The sequence below is a fragment of the Bacillus sp. TH25 genome (assembly GCF_016650935.1).
In the GTDB taxonomy this organism is placed as follows: domain Bacteria; phylum Bacillota; class Bacilli; order Bacillales; family Bacillaceae_G; genus Bacillus_A; species Bacillus_A mycoides.
The window spans coordinates 596039-616740 of sequence record NZ_JAEKEU010000009.1; the positions used below are offsets into that span (position 1 = coordinate 596039).

Here is a 20702-nt window from a genome sequence, read left to right on the forward strand (position 1 = left end):
TTCACTTGTCATTTATACTGTATCACATCTCCCCGTAAACAAAAAACGTCTAGAAAAACTATAATACTAGTTTTTCTAGACGTTTTGCTATCTCTCGTTATTAAGTCCCAATCTCTCGGTAAGTAAACGATGACAATAAATTGCGATGATTAACAAAATGCCACCTACGCAGTAACCTGCTAAAATATCAGTTGGATAATGAACATTTAAAATGACTCTACTTAATCCAATCAATATAATTAATATGCCCATTGAAATCGTAATACCACATTTTCCAGCTACACTCTTCAAATTCGCAGCAATGATATAGACAAGAAAACCAAATGTCATAATAGATAGCATTGCATGTCCACTTGGGAAGCTATATCCAAGTGCATCAAGTGCCTCGTTTAATGATGGACGGTCTCTTTTTACAATTTCTTTTATCCCTTTATTAACAAGATGTGTCGTTAATATAGCCATTGGATACACGATCATAGCAGCATAATAACGTTTTTTCCAAAAAACGAGCAAACTTATAATTAGTGTCGTTATAACTCCAATTGCAGATCCTAACTTTGTAAAATATGTGAAGAATGTAATTGAGCTTTCTGTTTGTAATCCTTTTACCATATCACGTACGTATGTATCCATCATTGTAACACCACCTACATGTACCCTCCAAGCGATGATGCTAAATAGAACAAACAATAAAATGATACACATTAACTCATACTGATGTAACTTTTTCTTCAATCGATTTCCTCCTACTATGAAAAAATGCGATTTCTACTTTAGAAACCGCATTTTCTTACTTATTTACCTTTTGTTTTCAGCTCTGTCCAGTAGCGATCGTAGTCTTTTAACTTATCGTCTACATCAACAAGCCATTCTGTACGATCTAATTCTTCTTTTGTTAAGAAGATCATGTGATTATCACGATATTCTTTACTATGAAGAGGATGAGCTTTTTCATTTGGATTACTGTAACCAATTGACTCGTAATTTTTCACACTTACTTTTTCATCTAATAAGTAGTTCATAAACTTCTCTGCAAGCTCTTTGTTTTTTGCACCTTTTGGAATTGCTAACGTGTCAGCCCAAATTGTGCCGCCTTCTTTTGGTACAACGTATCCTACATCTTTATTGTCTTTCGCGATGAATGCTGCGTCTCCAGACCATACAGTCCCGATCCAAGCATCTTCTGTAATGAATTTTTGTTTAATGTTATCTGTATCGAATGCTAATAAGTTTGGAAGTAGCTTCTGTAAATCAGCAGACGCTGTCTTTAACTGTGCATCCTCTTTCGTGCTATTAGAGAAACCGTTTTTCTTAAGTCCCATTCCTAATACTTCACGAGAATCGTTTAATAAAGTAACATGTCCTTTATATTTCTCGTTCCATAAATCATTCCAGCTTGTAGGTGCTTCTTTCACATACTTTTTATTGTATGCAATTCCTGTTACACCCCAAGTATATACTAGAGAATACTTATTCTCTGGATCAAACGCAGGTGTTTTAAAGTTAGAAACAAGGTTCTCGATGTTCGGGATATTCTTCTTATCTAAAGGCGCTAATAAGTCCATCTTCGCCATCGTTTTCACCATGTAATCAGATGGCTGAATTAAATCATATGTCGCGCCACCAGCTTGTAATTTCGCAAGCATTTCTTCATTACTTGCATATTTATCGTAGTTAATTTTCACGTTATATTTCTTTTCAAAATCTTTTAAAACTTGCTCATCAAAATTGTCAGCCCAGCTATAAATGTTTAATTCTTCTTTTTTCTCACCACAACCAGCAAGTACACCTGCAGCAAGACTGAAGCTAATTGCTATACCAGCTAATCTCTTCACTAATTTCATCGGTTTATTACCTCCTCGTTCTTTCTATATCATTCGTATTATAAAGGAAGGTGTCCTCCAGAGTTCTCTTCACCGTCTGCACCTTTATTACGGAAAATTTCCGATAGCACCATTAATCCTACAATTACAACAATTAATATTGTAGAAAGAGCATTAATTTCAGGTGATACTCCACGCTTAACCATACTATAAATGTATAATGGCAATGTTGTTGATCCTGGTCCTGATACGAAGAAACTAATTACAAAATCATCAATCGATAATGTGAATGTTAATAATGCGGCTGAAATAACTCCTGGTGCAATTGCTGGAAACGTTACATAACGAAACGTTTGCCACGGCGTTGCTCCTAAATCGTTTGCAGCCTCTTCTAAATCACGTCCCATACCAGAAAGACGTGCCGCTAAAATAACAACAACAAATGAAATACTGAATGTAATGTGTGCAATAATAATTGTTGTTTTTCCAAGTTCCATACCTAATTGACTAAATAGGATAAGTAAAGATAATCCCATTAAAATATCTGGAATTAAAATTGGTAAATATACAAGACCGTTAATGGCCCCTTCAAAACGATATTTGTAACGGTGTAATGCAATAGCAAAAATCACACCAAGAACTGTCGTCACAATTGTCGTTATAACAGCAATCGTCATACTATTTACAAACGCATCAATAACATCTTGTTTTTGAAATAAATCTGTATACCAATGGAGTGTAAAGCCCTCCCATTCCGCATTAATGCGAGAATCGTTGAAGGAATATACCATTAAAACCATCATTGGAAAATACAAAAACAATAAGATTAACCAAGAATAAGAAACTAAAAACTTCTTCATTTTTGCCTATTCCCCTCCGTTTCCATCATATTTATATACTTTCGTTGCACGATAATATAAGTAAATTAACAGAACAGAGAATAGAACAACAATCATAGATAACGCAGAACCAAACGGCCAGTCACGTGAACCTAAGAATTGGTTTTGAATTACGTTTCCGATTAATGCTACTTTCGATCCACCCATAACGTCTGATACAACAAACATTCCGATAGAAGAAACGAATACTAAAATAGAACCAGTTGTAATCCCTGACATCGTCATCGGTACTGTTACATTCCAAAATGCCTTTACTGGTGTTGCTCCTAAATCATAAGCTGCCTCTAGCTTACGCTTATCAAGCTGCTCAATTGCTGCATACACTGGTAAAATCATAAATGGTAATAAAGAATATACCATTCCGAGTATTACAGAAGGCGTATTATATAGAAGATTTAAAGGTTCACTAATAATACCTAATTTCAATAGCAATGTGTTTACAAGTCCTTGTGAACGTAAAATAACAATCCATGCGTATGAACGAACAAGAAAGTTAATCCAGAACGGAATCGTTGCCAATAATAGAAGGATAGAACGATATTTACGATCAACAATTGTAATTGTATATGCGAATGGATAACCGATTAATAAACATAGTACTGTCGTAATAACAGCTATCTTCACTGTTTCCCATAACGTCCCCATATATAATGGGTCAAACACACGTGCTATGTTATCTAATGTAAATTTCATTTCCACTGTCCCGTATGCTCCGCGCTGCATGAAGGCAAATGCTAATACGAACAGAAGTGGAATTAGGAAGAAGAGTAACAGCCATACGACTGTAGGTAATGCGAGTAATTTCCCTTTCTTCAATTTAAGGTCACCTCGTCCTCTTGCTCCCAGCCTACATATACATTATCTCCAATGCTCCACTGCGTTGCTTCTTCAGCAGTTTGGTATGCCATTAGTAATTCCGCTGTTTTCTCCTCACGTACATATAGCTTTTCCATATTTCCAACAAATTCAATATCTTCAATATGTCCAAGATGGTATTCTTTTAAAATTGGCTCTTCAACCGAGCGAACTTTTACATTTTCAGGGCGAACTGCTACGTAGTTTTCCCCATTTTTTACGATATTATTTTCACCGATGAACGTCGCAACAAACAATGTTTTCGGCTTATTGTAAATTTCTTTAGGCGTGCCTACTTGTTCGATATGCCCTTTATTCATAACGACAATGCGATCACTCATACTCATCGCTTCTTCTTGATCGTGCGTTACATATATGAACGTAATTCCTAAATTACGTTGTAAGTTTTTCAATTCACGTTGCAAATCTTTTCTTAACTTAAAGTCAAGCGCTCCAAGTGGCTCATCTAATAGTAATACACGTGGGTTGTTTACAATTGCCCTGGCAATCGCTACACGCTGTTGCTGTCCACCAGAAAGCTTCGTAGGTTTACGATTACGGAACTCCAGTAACTGCGTTAAACGCATTGCCTCTTCCGCACGTTCTTTCTGTTCTGCTGCTGATACTTTTTGCATTTTCATACCGAAACAAATATTTTTTTCAACATTCATATGTGGGAATAGTGCGTAATGTTGGAACACTAAATTCATATGACGCTTGTATGGCGGCAAATCGTTAATCTTTTCATCATCTAATAAAAGATTCCCTTTAGTTGGCGTTTCAAATCCTGCGATCATACGAAGTAAAGTCGTTTTCCCGCAACCACTCGGTCCTAAAATTGTTAAAAATTCTCCTTCTTTAATATCTAAAGAAAGAGGGGGGATAATCACTTGATTTCCAAAATGTTTTTCTACTGCTTCAACTTTAATAATCTTTTTCATTTTCCCGTCCTATCTACCTTAAATTTTAATTTTTATATTCATGAATAAATATTTATGTTCTATAGACTATTTTTTTGTTTCGATCCAAACAAAAATGGTTGTTTAGCAGCGTTCTATTCTATTCTTTATGTAGTATGTTTGATTCATTTTCGCATGATACATATGTCGAACAGAAAAACCCCTTCAGTTGCGAAGGGGTTTTTATCATACGGCTACGCCTACTGATAAACACCATCATCATTTTAACAACTTTCGTATGAATTTTAAAGCACTTTTTGTAGAAGAGTAACGAATTTTCATGTCGAATGCTGTAGATTGGGACAAAATGCTTTTATAATGGGAAAAAGTCCGAAAACTTTGTTCACCATGATAGCTGCCTAATCCACTACTTCCAACGCCCCCAAAAGGTAAATATGGCGTTGCAAGATGATATACGACATCATTTATACATCCTCCGCCATATGAAATATTACTCGTCACTTTCTCTTGCACTTTTCTATCTTCAGAAAATACATATAGTGCTAACGGCTTTGGATGGTGCTGAATCGTTTCAATTACCTCTTCTATTTTGTCATATTCTATAATTGGTAAAATCGGTCCAAAAATTTCATCTTCCATAACAGCACTTTGCCATGTAACATTCGTTAACACTGTCGGCTCGATGTGTAATGTTTCTTTCGTATAATTCCCGCCAATCACAGGTTTACCGTCTTGCAAAAATGTACATAAGCGTTCAAAATGACGCTCACTCACAATCCGCACATAATTGTCATTTTGCAAAGCATCTTTTCCATATTGCTCTGCGATTTCATGTCTTAATGCCTCGATTAACTGCTCTTTCACTGAAGAATGAACGTACATATAATCAGGCGCTACACACGTCTGCCCAGCATTCAAAAACTTGCCCCAAACGATACGTCTTGCGGTTACATCTAGCTTTGCATCTTTATGTACAATACATGGACTCTTCCCGCCAAGTTCTAACGTAAGAGGCGTTAATTTTTTCGCCGCTGCTTCCATCACAACTTTTCCAACACCAACACTACCTGTAAAGAAAATATAGTCAAACGGTTCCTTTAAAAGTGCAGTGCTTTCCTCAGCACCGCCTTCTACTACCGATACAAGCTCTTCTGGGAATAATTCACCTAACATTCTCGTAAGCACTTTTGAAACGTTTGGCGTTAACTCTGACGGCTTTAAAACGACTGTATTTCCGGCTACCAATGCTCCTACGAGTGGTGCAATTGCTAATTGAAACGGATAGTTCCACGGTGCGATAATAAGCGTCACACCATACGGTTCTGGCACTACTTTCCCCTTCGATCCAAAATGAGTAAGAGCTGTGCGAACACGCTTTGGTTTACTCCAAGATGAAATATGCTTCATTTGAAAAGAAATCTCTTTTAGTACATATCCAATTTCTGTTGTAAATGATTCGTGAACTGATTTATTCAAATCTAATTTCAACGCTTGAAAAATCTCATCCTCAAAACGCTGAATCCCTTCATAAAGCTTCTTCAAATTATTCTTTCTCGTCTCTACACTTCTCGTATGTCCTTTATAAAAATATTCCTTTTGTTTATTTACAATAGAGGAATTACTCATTCACTCACCTTCTTCCACTATTTTTATCCAATTCTTTCATTATTTATATAGACTTTATATGTAACAAATTTCTATTCGTAAAGTTACATTATATATGACTTTTTACTTTATATAAAATTCATTGCTCACAAAAAAACTACCGAAAGAAAATCTCTCGGTAGTTTTACTGTATTAACGATATAAACGAACAGCACCTGCAGAATTATCATCAGCTTGTCCTACTACTTCAAACTTCAGACCAAGCTTCGGTAAAATACGTCCTGCATCTGGAATCTGCTGATTAATATACGTTTTAGAATCATCAAACTTCGGTACACCCGCTAAGCCATCATACGTAAACGTTCCACGCGTTGGAGATACAACTTTCCAAGCTGGCGTTTTATCGAATGAGAACGCCGCATCAGCGATTTGGAATCGTGTACTACTCTTAACTGTTGGTTTGCCATTTAAAGTTCCTACAATTGCTTCTGGATGAGAATCAACTACACCAAGGAAACCATGTCCTGGATGTATACCAACCCAGTTATCTGTGTAAGCTGAATCCGCGTACCATACAACCATACCTGTGTTATATTGTGGACCGCGAGCAAATTTCAATGCGTTATCTGAACCCGCATAGTTTCTCCATTCTACATAGTAGTTATGTTTTTTCTTCTCTGTTCCGTTAGATACAACAAAACCATTTAATTTAAATTGTGGTGTACCTTCTGCATCATCAGAGAATGCAACTTTACCATCTACTGTTAATGATGCATTATCAAGAGCGAATCCGTTTAACGCTAAACCACCATCAGTAATGTAATCAAATGTTAATTTCACTTTCTTACCTTTGAACTGACTTAAATCATATGATTTATCAATCCATTTCCCATTTGTCGTAGCTGCATTTCCACTATTTGCTTTCTCACCAATTCTTTCAATTAACGTTTGTTGACCATCCTCTGTTACAGCGTGTACTTCAAGGAAATCGTACTCTGCTTCGATTTCATACAATGATTTGAAATCAAATTTCGCAGTCGTTGCTTTTGTTAAATCGAACAGAGGTGTTTCCATCTTTGTATGAAGATCGTCACCTTTTGTGCTGTAGTAATACTGTTTACCAAATGCAGGCTGAATTCCTTTTACATCTTTATCTGGTAAGTTAACACGAATCAGACCTGGACGATCTGACTTCGTAACACTTTGGTCTAAGTATGTTGCAAGACCGATACCTTTATTTAATTTCTCGTAATCTACTTCTACGATGTTCGCCCAGTTACCACCGATTGTTTTTTGGAAAAACTCTTTATTTTGTGGTGATAAACTCGTTGGCGTTGTTCCTGCGATTTTACCAGCCCAGCTTCCGCCACTCATAATAGACCAAGCTTCAACCGGTTCACCCTCACCGCTATATTGTGTATCATACTCATCCGGAAGACCTAAATCATGGCCATATTCATGTGCGAATACACCAACCGCGCCATCTTCTGGTTCAATTGTGTAGTCGAATGCTGCCATATTTCCGCCCCAATATGGCACTTTCGCTTGTGTACCTTCAATCGGGAATGGTTTTGGTCCAACTGTCCAGCGATGTGACCAAATTGCATCATCACCTAATTTACCACCGCCAGCTTCTTGTCCAACACCCGCATGAATAATCATTAAGTGATCGATTAAACCGTCCGGTTGATTTTGGTTTCCATCACCATTTACATCGTATTGATCGAACTGATCAAACTGTGATAAATCAAGGCCGCTATCTACAGCTGCTTTTAATGCATCTTTTACTAAATCACGTGGTCCTTTTGGTCCTTTATTATCATGACCTGTTGCTGCATCAGCGCCGTAATCAGCTGCTTTCCCTGGAACTGTTAACCATTTTGTAACTGTTCCATCTACAGTGTAACTACCACCAGATTGCTCTTCATAATATTGTTTAAACGTTTCAATTTTACTTCCATCATCTAACGTAAACGGCTCGTTACCGAATAACATTTTTTCATAATGCTCTTTATTAAAATCGTTCGAATACATATAGCCAGGCTCTTTATCAATATTGTTATGTTTGAAATCAGCATACTCTACAAGTAAAACGAGTACTTTGTCTTTACGAACTTCACCGTTATATCCTTTTTGTTTTGCTGGTGAAGTTGGTACTTTACCATTTAAGCCCCCTTTAACTGGACCTGTTCCTGCTGCAGTCCCGTTTGCTGGTTGCTCTGATTTTTCTTTCGTTTCTGCTTTCGCATCTTTCACTTTCTTTAAAAAGTCAGATGCATCTTTCGTAAGTTGGTCCCCATTTGTCGCTTCTTTTCCAGGATTTTCACCCTTTTTCTTCTCTACATACTTTTCGACAGCTTTCTTTGTTTCTGTCTCTGAAGCCGACGAATCAATTACCCCACGTTCTTTTAGCGCATTTGCTAATCTCTCTTCTGGGATTAAGTGATCATCAACTGGGCTTGTAGCTGTCTTGTTCTCCGGCGTTTCAGCATATACAGACTGGCTTCCAGCACCAAACGACAAGCCTAGAACAGCTGTCAAAGCAATTGATGATAACACTTTAAATGGTTTCTTGTTCATCCCTTATTGCCTCCCCTAATATAAAATATGTATTACATACTCTATATTATTAAAAATTCAATATATTTTCAATATTTAGTTATATTATGTAATTTTTTTAATATATTTGTAAAAATTTCATAGTTAGTATACGAATATATCACAATTCAACAATGTTTTCAGAAAATATTGAAAATTTTTGGCAGAAACCTTATAATTTCCATAGAGAGAATTTAATGGGGATTTTATCTTTGTTTCATCTACACAATATTCGATAATTTGATACATAAAATTCGATTAATTATCGTCTACTATGTAGCAGCAATTATGACCAATAATTAGGGAGGAATTACATTTGTACAAAGATAAGACTGACTCACTAGATCAAGAATGGATTGATTTAATACTTGAAGCTCTAGATGCTGGCATTGCCCTGCAAGATATTGAACACTTTTTCCAACGTATGAAGCATACGAGCCAGGCTCAATAGCCTCGTTCTTTTTAACGAAGTTTATGTTATAATAATCACATCATAAGACGACTACATATTGATAGAAAGGTGCGCAAATATGATAGGAGAACGTATAAAACGCCTTCGTTTACAAAAGGGCATTTCACTAACAGAACTCGCCGAAAAAGCTGGTGTAGCTAAATCTTACATTAGTTCTATAGAACGAAATTTACAAAAAAACCCTTCCATTCAGTTTCTCGAAAAAATTTCAGCTGTTCTACAAATTCCAGTTGATACGTTACTTCACGATGAAACAACAACAGAAAGTCATCTAGACTCCGAATGGACACAACTCGTTAAAGATGCGATGAGCTCCGGTGTCTCAAAAGAACAGTTTCGTGAATTTCTTGAATTTACACAATGGAAGAAAAATCAACAATAATATATATGAAAGAGTGCTTAAAACGGGCACTTCTTTTTTTCTTTATAAAAAAAAGCGGGGGAATCCCCGCTTTTTTGATTTATTATTTTTCTTCTCCAGCTGTTTGGTTAGCATTGAATGTCCACTCTAAATTCAATGAATCGCCTTGGAAGATATTTTGATCTTTTTCATTATCTACGAATTCAAACTGTACCCATAGGTAATCCTCTGTGCCAGCCTCTAATCCGCCCTTTTCTCCCCACTCAGGAGCAAAGATGTCTTTAGCTAAAAGATCTGGATCTTTTGTTTGTAGCTCTGCTAAAGTTGTCTCATATACAGGCTCACTTTGCTTATCCCAGTTCCAAAGGAATTTCACTTTAATATGCTTACCGAAGTCTTCACCAGCATTATCGCCTTTTGCATCTTTAACAGTATACTTTGTCGCTAATTTAACGTCTTTAATTGCTAACGTACCACTGTTCTTTAATAAGAACTCTTTCTTAACAGAATCCCCTGGTTTTAAATCTTTAATATCTACAAGCGTTTTAGGGTTTAATGTAAGATCTAACGTCCCAGCTGCAAATGTATTGTTCGATACTTCTTTATCACTAAAGAATGCAAATGTTCCTCCACCAATTAAAGATAACCCCAATGCTGCTGATGCAACTCCCATACCTAATTTCTTTTTCAGACTCACAATCAATTCCCCCTAGCTGTTTTTTGTATTTTTATCTCTTATTTCAAAATAAGAGGTGTAACTAAAACTATATTAGCTTAGCTAATATTTGTTCTTTTTTTAAAACCTTAAGTTCATTATAACGAACAAACCTATATAAATACAACAATATTTTTTTAGTATTTTCAATTATTTTTATTTCTCAATATTGTTTTGATTTTTCAGTTTTTTCAGCTCGTTCCAACACATTTTCTATTAGAAGCACACGAGAGCAAGACAATAAGTGCGAGGATAAATACTCCCTCACACCTATATACATTATTCTCTTTCATGACGATCTCTAAGTCGTGCTAGCCACAATATTATTGGTTAGTTGAAGTAGCATTCTCATTAAATCACTTGCTCAGGCTACTTAGCTGTTTCTGTTTGTTTCTGTTCTTCTACCTTCTTTTTCTCTTCTGCTTTCTTTTGTTCTTCTATCTTCTTTTGTTCTTCTATCTTCTTTTGTTCTTCTATCTTCTTCTGTTCTTCTACTTTCTTCTGTTCTTCTATCTTCTTCTGTTCTTCTGCTTTCTTCTGTTCTTCTATCTTCTTCTGTTCTTCTACTTTCTTTTGTTCTTCTGCTTTCTGTTCTTCTGCTTTCTTCTGTTCTTCTGCTTTCTTCTGTTCTTCTACTTTCTTCTGTTCTTCCGCTTCAATTGCAACATTTAATTGTTGCTGGAGAGCCTGGATCTGTTCATCAATAGCTTGCAAGCTAACTTCTTTCTCAATATAATCGCGCTTCTCTTTTATACTGCGAAAGCCTTCATTCACATATAAAGCTACTTGCTGAATCGACTCATCTTTATTTCCCTTTAATTCTTCTTGTATTTGATTATAAGGAGTTTCTATTGCAGTATATACATTTTGTAAAGCTTCCTTCTCAGAAGTAATTTTCTCACGTCCTTGCTGCCATACAACAATTGCTTGTTCTATTTCTTCAATAGAAGTAACTTTCAATTTCGCTTTCATTTCTCCATACTCATGTCCAATAAGCTGTTTATGTTGCTCAGCTTGCTCTTTTAACGTATCAACTGTTTTCGGAAATATAATCGCTGTAGAAAGAGTGGCTTCTACTTTCGTTTCGTGAATAAATGAAGCTTCTGTATACGTCATCACTTGAGAGCCTAAATAAAACGTAATAGAGCACATACACGGCAATATAAGCATCCTTTTTAATTTGCGAGGTGTTTTCAGCATCTTAATCTCTCCCATCGAACAATGTGTTCTTTATACAGAACGTTACTTTCATTATAATAAAGACCTGTACAAAATGATAGCCATATCCTAGAAAATACATTCCAATCCACGCTATTTAACTGTAAAAGGGGCTATCAAGGTGATAGCCCCTTTTACATTATATTATCTTTCTGTACCATCTGTTTGTTGTGCATCAAACGTCCAAGTTAAATTTAGTTTATCGCCTTGGAATTCATTTTGGTCTTTTTTATTATCAACAAACTCGAATTTCACTGTAAATTTATCTGACTTACCTGCAGAAATACCTTTTTCATCCCAGAACCAAGCAGATAAATCATTGTCTACCGCTGTAAGTGTGTCACCCTTCAATTTATCTAGCGTTGTTTCTTTTACAATTGTTTCATGCTTATCTACATTCTTTAAGAATGTTACTTTAATATGTTTACCAAAATCATCTTTATTGTCGCCCTTCGCATCGCTTACTTTGTAATCTGTTTTTAGTAAAACTTTTTTAATGTCTAAAGAGCCTTTATTTTCTAGTTTAAAATCTCTTTTAATTGTATCGCCAGGCTTTAAATTCGATACATCAACAACTGTCGATGGGTTTGCCGCTAAATCCAGTGTACCAGCCGCAAATGTATTGTTTGACACTTCTTTATCGCTAAAGAATGCAAATGTTCCTCCACCAACTAATGCTGCTCCTAGTACTGCTGATGCGATACCCATTCCTAATTTTTTCTTTAAAGTCATGTCCAAATCCCCCATAATATATATTTGTCAACTTCCTAATAGGAAGATATAACCAAACTAACTATACGGATTGTTCTACTTTTTTATCTTTCTTTTCTCCGTCGATGCTACGAATAGCGCCAAAAATAGAAATCGCGGAATAACCAAGTAAAAAGACTCCTGGAATAATAAGAAGTAATGCTGCTCCCGCTTTTGAACTCGCATAATTCAGTCCATAACCAACGTATGGAACTGTAATATCTGCATACTTTCCAATTACATTCTCTGCAAGTACTGGTGCTAAATCTGGTCCGTTGTTGTTATCCCCTTTTGTTTCATACATTACTTTTCCATTTGTATCTTTCACACCGATAATACGGTGAGTGATAATTTTGTCATCTTTCTCTTTAAACGTAATAACATCACCTTTTTTATATTTAGAACCATCTTTCGTTGGCTCTATCGCAATGATTGATCCTGTTAAAAATGTTGGTTCCATCGATCCTGAAAGAACGCTCTTAAATTGATATCCCATCACTGTTGGATCACCACCACTCGCTTTTGAAGAAATAACTACAAAAGCTAAACAAACCATTACCGCAAATAAAACAAATGAGATAACGTTGCTAATCACCTTCCAAATTAATTTCATCGTCTCTCTCCCTCTCCGTTGTTTTATATTATTTGAAGTATGCAATATTCATTTCCGTTCTTTAACAAGAACACAAGTAAATAATATAACGAACGATACGGAAATGCAATAAGAAAATTTACAATTATTAGTTAAATTACTTTTGAAATGCATGCAAAAAAGACCGTGACAAAATCTCATCACGGTCTACTAGCAATTTATTTTTCTTCTGATTTCATCCCTTGGTTATTTCGGCGCAGCACTACATATAAAATCGCTCCAAATAATACAATCGCACCTATTCCAACACTTATCACTTTCACATTCGATTCCTTTACTTCAGGTGCAACTGTATCTTTTTTATGCATCGCAAAAGTAACATCTTCTTTCGAAAGAACATTTATAGTCGCAATCGTTTGATTGTTTTTTATAATATCTACCGCACCAACTACTTCACCGCGATGAATTCCTTTTTGGTACAAAGCTTCTTTATCCACTGAATTAACCCGAAAAGCCGTTTTTACATTTTTCCCTTCATCCTTCTTTAACATAAGCTCAGCACTGTTTTCGAGCTCAGAATCAACATCTTTATTTAAATACGTTGTCTTTTGATGCCAACTATGTTTATCTAGTACAGTTTGCTTCGTAAATTGCCCGAAAGAATATTCCGTCATCTGCTTCAAATCTTCATAAATTTCAGGTCTTTGAGAAGCCATTACTACATTTATAATACGATTTCCATCCTTCTCATTTAATAAAACGAGCGTATTGCGCGCTTCATTCGTAAATCCTGTCTTACCACCAATGCTATATGGATTTTCAAAATAAGTAGACTTATTAAAAATAGAAACTGTTTGCGTAGATGTCGTAACCGTCGTTCTTTTCGTATTCATCGCTTGTAAAATTTCAGGATACTTTTGCACACCTCTCGTAATCATCGCCATATCATATGGCGTCGTATAATGATTTGGATCATGCAATCCATTTGGCGTTACAAAATGACTATCTTTAGCCCCTAATTGCTTCGCCCTTTCATTCATCATATTGGCGAAATTTTCAACACTTCCTCCAATATGCTCCGCAATCGCATAGGATACATCATTCGCACTCAGCACCATTAAAATCATAAGTGCAGTATTTCTATTAATAGTCTCACCAGGTTGAAACTCAATTTGATAATTACTCTTCTCTTGATCTAATGCTAATTGTGAAAACGTAAATTGATCCTCTGGCTTCGTATGCTCCATCAATAAAATCGCCGTTAACACTTTCGTCATACTAGCAGGGAACGCACGATGTTGTGCATTTTTGTCGTACAACATATCCCCTGTTTTCGCATCAATCGTAGTCGCAAACTGACTAAAAACATTCGGCCCTTCCGCAGGTGGAGGTGCCACTTGCTCCGGATTTACTCCAATATTCGTCTCAGCATATAACGTCATAGGTGTCAAAAAAAATAAACAAATAACCATAACAAAAACCGAAATTTTCTTAAAATTTACCATATGACTCTCCCTTTTCACTTTACTTTCACATTCTATAAAATAACTCTACCAATCCATATGTAATTTGTATTAAATTGGAAGAATATTCACTATTTTTTACTATATCACACTTTTACGATGAGGAACATAAATATACAACAAAAAATAAGAAGGAATTACTCTTTCTTATCCTTCTCATCAATCAACGAATCTATTAACTTTTGCCCAGCTTCCTCAGCTGTAATCTCATCCGTCATACCCATAAACGACCAACCTTTAGAATCGACCCACTCAACGAACTCTTGTAAAAACTCATCATGCGTCACATCCACATCAAGAATCGAACCATCAATCGAAATCGTTCTATTTCTAGACACACGCATCTTAAACGTTTTTCTTACCATTACAATAATTCTCCCTCTACTCCTGAATATTTATAAATATCTTGTACTTCTTTTATACATGATTTCTTAAAAATTGTAAAAAGGATATATTGGTCAATTTGCATATTAAAAATGAAAATCTCTTATTATATAACCCTCACACTACATTCATTTAGTCATAAATTACGGAATACATCCATATAAAAAAACAAACCAACTTATATTCTATCACACAACTACACTTGACTTTAGTACGATCAAATAGAATATATTAGAAAACACCTTAAAATGAGGAGGAACTCCATGGCGCGTTGTACATATTGTAAAACGAAGTGGAAAGTAAAAGATGTATGGTCGATACTCGTGACATTTGAAAAAGATTGTCCGTATTGTTTCGGAAGACAATATCTATCAAAGAAAACATTGAACGCTATGCCAGAACTTATAAGCTTACCTTTACACTTCTTATTCCCTTTTCTAGTTGATTTAAGCGATAAAGGTCCTTTGGATTGGTATCGGAAATCATAATATAACCGGTTTATTCGAACTCACTTTTCATTAAATTCTCTACTTATATATTCCTTAATACACTACTAGCGTGATTCCAACTATTTTCCCATCAAAACATTAATATAAAATATTGTAAAATTTCAGTTAATTATATATAATTACTTTAGCATAAAGATTAAAAATGCTGTTACATACGCATTTTTGAAGATCCCGTAGCTCAGCAGGGAGAGCGCCACCTTGACAGGGTGGAGGTCGCTGGTTCGAGACCAGTCGGGATCATATGAAAAACCCCTTGATAGTCAAGGGGTTTTCTTTATGTAGCAAATCAATATACTTTTTTAAGAATAAATTTTTTATATACTGTTCAAGATTTGATCAATAGCTCTCTTTTGGTTAACGATTAATTTTTCATATGAAAATAAACTTATGATTTTAAATCTCTTATTAGATTTGAGTCAATATTGTAGACAAAAAAATTCAATCTAAGCTAGCTTTATTTTATTTGATTTACTGCTATTTGTAATATCGTTCACCGTGATATAGCAAAGTGCGATTCTAAACTTGTAATATTATACATATCTTAAAAACCAGTAAATATATCCTTTTCTTTCAACTTATATTCATCTCGATTGAAACATTGCGTAAGATTCTGTGAGACTTCCGGTTCATCAATCGCTAATATTATATTTCTACCATTTTCCCCTACTTCTTTTCCTCAATTCTTGAGAAAGACATAAATTATATCAATCATCACTCTGCGTTGTTCGCCAGAACTCAATTCTTCACTCTCTTCTTGGGAGCTTTTTAAAGTTTTCTTTGAAAAATAGCCTAATACAATAATTTTTATATTTATTTATATATATTTTGTAACAACAAAGAACTACATAGATTAACTATGTAGTCTTTTTAAATATGAATAGGCCAATCTTATTTTTTCCCTAACTTGATTGCCTTTTTTATATTACTGAATGCACCCTTACCATATAATAATACGCCACCGCGGTAAACACGACTCGTTAAACCAATCATCATACATATTGTCGCTAATAGAATCGCTAATGCAAGCGCAATCTCCCATACTGGGATATTGAGGAATCCAATTCGTACGAGCATAACAATAGGAGTAAAGAAAGGTATATAGCTAGTAATGGTAACAACCGTGCTGCTTGGATTTGACATTCCATAAAGTGCGATATACAAAGCAGCAATTAACATAAATGTCAGCGGCATAACAGCTTGAGAAGATTCCTCTATACGACTAATAACAGAGCCGAGTAGACAAGATAATGAGCCATATAATAAGAATCCTAATGTGAAGAATAGAATCCCATAAAACACTAGAGTAGGAGCAACAGAATTTAAATCAATACTATTTAAAATATCATTTTTCGATTCATTAATTGCTGTTTTATACCCTACAGTTGCGACCAAGCCCCAAATTATTATTTGTGTAATACCTGCCAACAATGTTGAGAAGAGCTTCGCATATAAATGTTTTGTAGGCGAAATACTTGAAACAACTAACTCCATTACACGAGAAGATTTTTCTGTTGCAACATCTGTAGCTAATTGTGCAGCATACATTAATATCATTACATAATTTAGCATGATAAAGGTATTAATTAAAATTCCTACACCCTCTGTATGTTCTCCATCTTTAACCTTATCTGAAACAGTTTTGGTTTGTATTTCTACTGGCGTTGTTAACACCTTTAATTCATCTTGCGATAGATTCAATTGCTGAGCGAAATTAGAAGATTGTATTTGAGATAAAATAGTTTGAACCTTGCTAACATCTTGCTGATTTACATCTGTCTCAGTTATATACGTAGCCTTTAGTTGTTTATTATCCAATTCCTCTACAACGATTGCATATGTATAATCACCATTTTTAACACCTGATTCTGCTTTTGGTTTATCCGTACTACGCTTAACATGTATCTTACTATCGACATTTTTAAACACTTGATTAATAGTTGTATATAATTCTTCTTTTTCTGTAACAACAACAACTTGATCGTCCTCGTTACCTGCAAAATAGTTATAAATCTTGTCAAAATTTATCAATCCTATAATTAACATAGAAATTATTATTGTAATAGCAAAATATGATTTTGATTTCACCTTAGATCTATAGTTTTGTAAAAAAATTGTCCAGAAACTACTCATGTTGCGCACCTACTTTCGCGATAAAGATATCATTTAATGTAGGCTCTTCTACTGCAAACTTTTTAACATACCCTAACTTCGTTATTTCTTTAAATAAAACATGCGAAACTTCTTCATATGAAATTTTAAGAGTAACTGCATTCTTACGTTTCTTCATACTTTCTACACCTTTTATTTCTTTCAAATGGTCAAAGTCATGATCGCCAACGATTACAACATTCTTTTTACCAAAATCACTTTTAATTTTTGCAATGTCTCCCTGAACAACAGGTACTCCTTTGTGCATGATACAAATGTGTTGACATAACTCTTCCACATGTTCCATACGATGTGAACTAAAAAGAATGGACGACCCTTGTTTTTGCATATCAAGAACGGCTTCTTTTAACATTTCAACATTTACTGGGTCTAAACCACTAAATGGTTCATCTAAAATTAAGAGTTCAGGCTTATGTATAATCGCTGTTATCAGCTGAATTTTTTGCTGATTCCCTTTTGAAAGTTCTCCTACTTTTTTGTTCAGATTCTCAGTTATATTAAAACGCTCCAGCCAATAGTGAAGTTCTCTTTCTGCATCTTTACTTTTCATGTTCTTTAGTTTTGCAAAAAAGTTAACTTGTTCTTTGACAGTCATTTTCGCATAAAGCCCACGTTCTTCTGGTAAATACCCAATCTTATCCGTAACATCATAATTTATAGGTTTACCATTCCATGAAATAGTTCCGCTTGTTTTTGATAAAAGCCCAAGTATCATTCGAAATGTAGTCGTTTTACCTGCCCCATTTCCGCCCAAGAATCCAAATATTTCACCTTTTGGTATCTCGATATTCAAATTATTCACTGCAACATGTTCGTCAAATTTCTTTATTAAATCTTTAATTAGTAAACTCATTATCCACACCCTTAATTCCCAAGATGATTTATTTATACAATTGTATATCCATAGTCAACAACAATATTTTGGCCCCTAATGGCATCGCTTTTATCAGACATTGAAAATAAGATGACGTTTGTAACATCTGAACTTCTAACAATCTCCCTATATGGTATTTTTTTCAACAACTTATTTCCTTCAAAAATCATTCATTACCAACAAATGTTATATTTTTCATTATAAGGTTAGCATAAGATTTAGAATAACCAATATGCAATTTTGCATATTTTAATATTTTTATAAGGTATTTCTTTGAAAAAATTTTCGTTATGTACTTTAAAACAACCTATAGGCACATTTAAGCTGCTCAATAGATAAATCATTCGTTTCTATTTTTTCAAAAGTTCCTGCTTTCCATCTCATAACGCTCACTACTCTCTATTAAAAATTTGTTTCTTCATTATTATAGTACTTACTTTAACATCGGCCTTACTACTCTACATTCTTCACTCTTAGGTTCTTTTACGAGTATAGGCGGCCTTTCATCCGCTTCTTCTAAAATCATTTCAAATACTTCTGTTTTTTCTTGTAATATGTTGGATTCGCTATCTTTAGTAGGCTCTTTGATTGTTTCAATTTTCTTCGTCACTTCTCCAAGTTTTTGCCCGGCTTCTTCTGCTTTGGCAGGTTCATTCGTAACGTAGTATTCATGCCCCTCCTATACTAATATAGGTGGAACGTGTTCTCATTTTTTACATATTATATAAGTAATACTAGCTATAAGTAGTAGACATGTTAATAAAAAGAAGATAGCTTTTTTGTTCATATACTATTCTCCTTACCTATCATTTCATTGGATTATATAATAGGAAATATAGTCACTAAATAGTTTTTATGGTATTTTTTAGTATTAATTTCAAATAGAAAAACCTTACTATAAAGTAAGGTTCCGTTTTTAAGTTCTATAATGTTTTATTAATTAAAACGATCATTACGATAATCGCTATAAACATAACAACTAAACAGCCAATCATTTTATAAAATCCTCTTTTCGTTAACGTTCCGCCTTGAACGTCTTTACGAATAAATAAGAATACCGCTAAAAATAATACAAGCCCCATGCCAAAAGCATACATCATTTGCATATGTTAATCTTCCTTTCTCTTTTACATCTTAATATCTTTTCGATAAAACAACAAACGATATAAAAACTGTACTCATCGTGAGTGCCATTAGTATGTTCAATAGTTCAGTAGCAGATAGTGTAAGTATTTTTAAGTTTAAGCCGATAGAGAAAAGAAGGTAATACGCTGTTAATGCAAAAAAGGTCACGAACATTCCTTTATAACGAATGAGTTTCATCCGCTCGTCTTTTTCTTTAAATTGTGGGTGTAAATAACTTAAGCAGAAACTCATAATCATCATTGCAAGCAATGGATAAGTTATAGCCGGCGGTGCGGAATGTGTCATTACGCCCGTTAGTACCATAAATCCACTCATAAACAGAAAAATAATTCCCATAATTACAAAGTACTTTTGTGAATAATTCATCCTTTCTCCCCCTCTTCTTTTCCTTCATGAATAAATACATGTTCTATCGTTGTCTGAAATGTTTTCGCTATTTCAAATGCTAACGGAAGTGATGGATCATATTTCCCCTTTTCAATCGAGATAATGGTTTGTCTGGAAACTCCAAGTTTCTCAGCCAATTTTTCTTGAGATAGTCCAAGTTTTTTTCGGTATTCGACCATTTTATTTTCCAAGGAAATTTCTCCCTCCTCCCTTATATCGAGTATATATGTAAAGGGAACTTTACGTCAAGGTTCCTTTACATTCTTTTGAATTATTTTGCATTCTATTTATATAGAAGAAATTTTTTCAAATTCAGCACGTCTATTTTGAAATGAAACATGGAACAATGTATATAGCCGTTACTATATTTCCTCCCCGCTTTTGTGAAAATTTAATATCTCCATATTTGTTTTATCCTTTTAAAATATTTCATTCTTCTCTTTATTGGGTGATGTGCGCTATTATTTTTACGTTGTTTTTCGCCATATTTATAGAAACTAACGGTTTATGAAGCATTTTTTATGTATAGCCACTTTTTTTGTAGAAATCCTTCATTTTCCTTTCGATATTTAACACTATCGAGATAAAGTTTATGGTAAATTCATAATTTTTTATTTTTTATACTATATTCCGTTATATTGTTGTATAATATCAATGAAAGCGCTTATTATTCCAATATACATAATTCGAACTAAGTTTTATCGAAACATTCTGATAGTTATACTTATATTTAAATGCAACAATTATAGTTATTAATGTAGGTATACCAAATATATCCACCCCATTTTCCCGTGAAATTACTTTATAACATGAAAGATTAACTTGGGTGATAAGTTATTGTGAATGTTTTTTTACAAAACAGATAAGTAATAGTGTTTGGTATTATGTAAATTATTGTAATA

At 34.4% G+C, this 20702-nt stretch carries 22 protein-coding genes, 1 tRNA gene and 1 pseudogene; 4 read left to right on the plus strand and 20 right to left on the minus strand.

The genetic code is table 11. The features are described 5' to 3' along the window. Window positions 1-87: 87 nt before the first annotated feature. From JFT89_RS07620 to inhA1, 7 genes are all read right to left on the minus strand, one after another. Window positions 88-735 (minus strand): phosphatase PAP2 family protein, encoded by a 648-nt coding sequence (locus JFT89_RS07620; protein WP_201039714.1) that lies wholly within the window; start codon window positions 733-735, stop codon window positions 88-90. 59 nt (window positions 736-794) lie between these two features. Then, window positions 795-1844 (minus strand): spermidine/putrescine ABC transporter substrate-binding protein PotD, encoded by a 1050-nt coding sequence (gene potD / locus JFT89_RS07625; RefSeq protein WP_113733595.1) that lies wholly within the window; start codon window positions 1842-1844, stop codon window positions 795-797. Between the two features lie 38 nt (window positions 1845-1882). Then, entirely contained in the window at window positions 1883-2683 is an 801-nt protein-coding gene (gene potC / locus JFT89_RS07630) for a spermidine/putrescine ABC transporter permease PotC (protein WP_002011483.1), read from the minus strand. A 6-nt stretch (window positions 2684-2689) separates the two neighbouring features. Next, window positions 2690-3538 carry a spermidine/putrescine ABC transporter permease PotB gene (gene potB, locus JFT89_RS07635; RefSeq protein WP_002126118.1) on the minus strand — a complete coding sequence of 283 codons (849 nt, stop codon included), beginning with the start codon at window positions 3536-3538 and terminating at the stop codon, window positions 2690-2692. Next, entirely contained in the window at window positions 3535-4518 is a 984-nt protein-coding gene (gene potA, locus JFT89_RS07640; protein ID WP_002064343.1) for a spermidine/putrescine ABC transporter ATP-binding protein PotA, read from the minus strand. The genes potB and potA overlap by 4 nt, the downstream gene beginning before the upstream one ends. A 237-nt stretch (window positions 4519-4755) precedes the next feature. Continuing rightward, entirely contained in the window at window positions 4756-6123 is a 1368-nt protein-coding gene (locus JFT89_RS07645) for an aldehyde dehydrogenase (protein WP_201039715.1), read from the minus strand. A 171-nt stretch (window positions 6124-6294) separates the two neighbouring features. Beyond that, window positions 6295-8682, minus strand: a complete 2388-nt coding sequence (gene inhA1 / locus JFT89_RS07650) for a M6 family metalloprotease immune inhibitor InhA1 (protein WP_201039716.1) — start codon at window positions 8680-8682, stop codon at window positions 6295-6297. Window positions 8683-9016: 334 nt separating this feature from the next. On the opposite strand from inhA1, the gene JFT89_RS07655 reads away from it, so the two are divergent. Further along, complete coding sequence (locus JFT89_RS07655) at window positions 9017-9151, plus strand: anti-repressor SinI family protein (RefSeq protein ID WP_000276220.1); 135 nt, start codon at window positions 9017-9019, stop codon at window positions 9149-9151. Between the two features lie 79 nt (window positions 9152-9230). Next, the gene (locus tag JFT89_RS07660) at window positions 9231-9554 is read left to right on the plus strand and encodes a helix-turn-helix domain-containing protein (RefSeq protein ID WP_002064339.1); all 324 of its coding nucleotides are present in this window, start codon (window positions 9231-9233) and stop codon (window positions 9552-9554) included. Between the two features lie 82 nt (window positions 9555-9636). Here the strand turns inward: JFT89_RS07660 and calY are convergent, their stop codons facing one another. The 6 genes from calY to JFT89_RS07690 all read right to left on the minus strand — a co-directional run bounded on the left by calY (window position 9637) and on the right by JFT89_RS07690 (window position 14696). After that, window positions 9637-10230: a biofilm matrix protein CalY gene (calY, locus tag JFT89_RS07665; RefSeq protein WP_201039717.1), complete on the minus strand. Its 594-nt coding sequence runs from the start codon at window positions 10228-10230 to the stop codon at window positions 9637-9639. A 387-nt stretch (window positions 10231-10617) separates the two neighbouring features. Beyond that, on the minus strand, window positions 10618-11463 hold the full coding sequence (locus JFT89_RS07670; protein WP_201039718.1) for a DUF4047 domain-containing protein: 846 nt from the start codon (window positions 11461-11463) through the stop codon (window positions 10618-10620). Between the two features lie 147 nt (window positions 11464-11610). Then, window positions 11611-12198, minus strand: coding sequence for a CalY family protein (locus JFT89_RS07675; RefSeq protein WP_002064335.1), 588 nt, complete (start codon window positions 12196-12198; stop codon window positions 11611-11613). 61 nt (window positions 12199-12259) lie between these two features. After that, on the minus strand, window positions 12260-12829 hold the full coding sequence (gene sipW, locus JFT89_RS07680; protein ID WP_002064334.1) for a signal peptidase I SipW: 570 nt from the start codon (window positions 12827-12829) through the stop codon (window positions 12260-12262). 197 nt (window positions 12830-13026) lie between these two features. Then, window positions 13027-14313, minus strand: a complete 1287-nt coding sequence (locus JFT89_RS07685) for a D-alanyl-D-alanine carboxypeptidase family protein (RefSeq protein WP_201039719.1) — start codon at window positions 14311-14313, stop codon at window positions 13027-13029. Window positions 14314-14468: 155 nt separating this feature from the next. Beyond that, window positions 14469-14696 (minus strand): hypothetical protein, encoded by a 228-nt coding sequence (locus tag JFT89_RS07690; RefSeq protein WP_002064332.1) that lies wholly within the window; start codon window positions 14694-14696, stop codon window positions 14469-14471. Between the two features lie 282 nt (window positions 14697-14978). Between JFT89_RS07690 and JFT89_RS07695 the strand changes: the two genes are divergently transcribed. Together JFT89_RS07695 and JFT89_RS07700 are read left to right on the plus strand one after the other, a co-directional pair. Further along, window positions 14979-15203 carry a hypothetical protein gene (locus tag JFT89_RS07695; protein WP_201039720.1) on the plus strand — a complete coding sequence of 75 codons (225 nt, stop codon included), beginning with the start codon at window positions 14979-14981 and terminating at the stop codon, window positions 15201-15203. Between the two features lie 188 nt (window positions 15204-15391). Further along, window positions 15392-15464 (plus strand) — tRNA-Val (locus JFT89_RS07700). Window positions 15465-16112: 648 nt separating this feature from the next. On the opposite strand, the gene JFT89_RS07705 is transcribed toward JFT89_RS07700, so the two are convergent. The 7 genes and pseudogenes from JFT89_RS07705 to JFT89_RS07735 form a co-directional block, all read right to left on the minus strand. Further along, window positions 16113-17354 (minus strand): ABC transporter permease, encoded by a 1242-nt coding sequence (locus JFT89_RS07705; protein ID WP_201039721.1) that lies wholly within the window; start codon window positions 17352-17354, stop codon window positions 16113-16115. Continuing rightward, complete coding sequence (locus JFT89_RS07710) at window positions 17347-18246, minus strand: ABC transporter ATP-binding protein (protein WP_201039722.1); 900 nt, start codon at window positions 18244-18246, stop codon at window positions 17347-17349. Before JFT89_RS07710 ends, JFT89_RS07705 begins: the two co-directional genes overlap by 8 nt. A gap of 32 nt (window positions 18247-18278) precedes the next feature. Continuing rightward, complete coding sequence (locus tag JFT89_RS07715) at window positions 18279-18437, minus strand: SDR family oxidoreductase (RefSeq protein ID WP_043313409.1); 159 nt, start codon at window positions 18435-18437, stop codon at window positions 18279-18281. A 263-nt stretch (window positions 18438-18700) separates the two neighbouring features. Next, a pseudogene (locus tag JFT89_RS07720) lies at window positions 18701-19054 on the minus strand (hypothetical protein). Window positions 19055-19190: 136 nt separating this feature from the next. Beyond that, on the minus strand, window positions 19191-19373 hold the full coding sequence (locus JFT89_RS07725) for a DUF3976 domain-containing protein (protein ID WP_002011459.1): 183 nt from the start codon (window positions 19371-19373) through the stop codon (window positions 19191-19193). Window positions 19374-19401: 28 nt separating this feature from the next. After that, entirely contained in the window at window positions 19402-19779 is a 378-nt protein-coding gene (locus JFT89_RS07730; protein WP_201039723.1) for a permease, read from the minus strand. After that, a complete protein-coding gene (locus JFT89_RS07735) occupies window positions 19776-19991 on the minus strand; it encodes a helix-turn-helix transcriptional regulator (protein WP_201039724.1) in 216 nt (71 codons plus the stop codon). The genes JFT89_RS07730 and JFT89_RS07735 overlap by 4 nt, the downstream gene beginning before the upstream one ends. Window positions 19992-20702 lie beyond the last annotated feature (711 nt).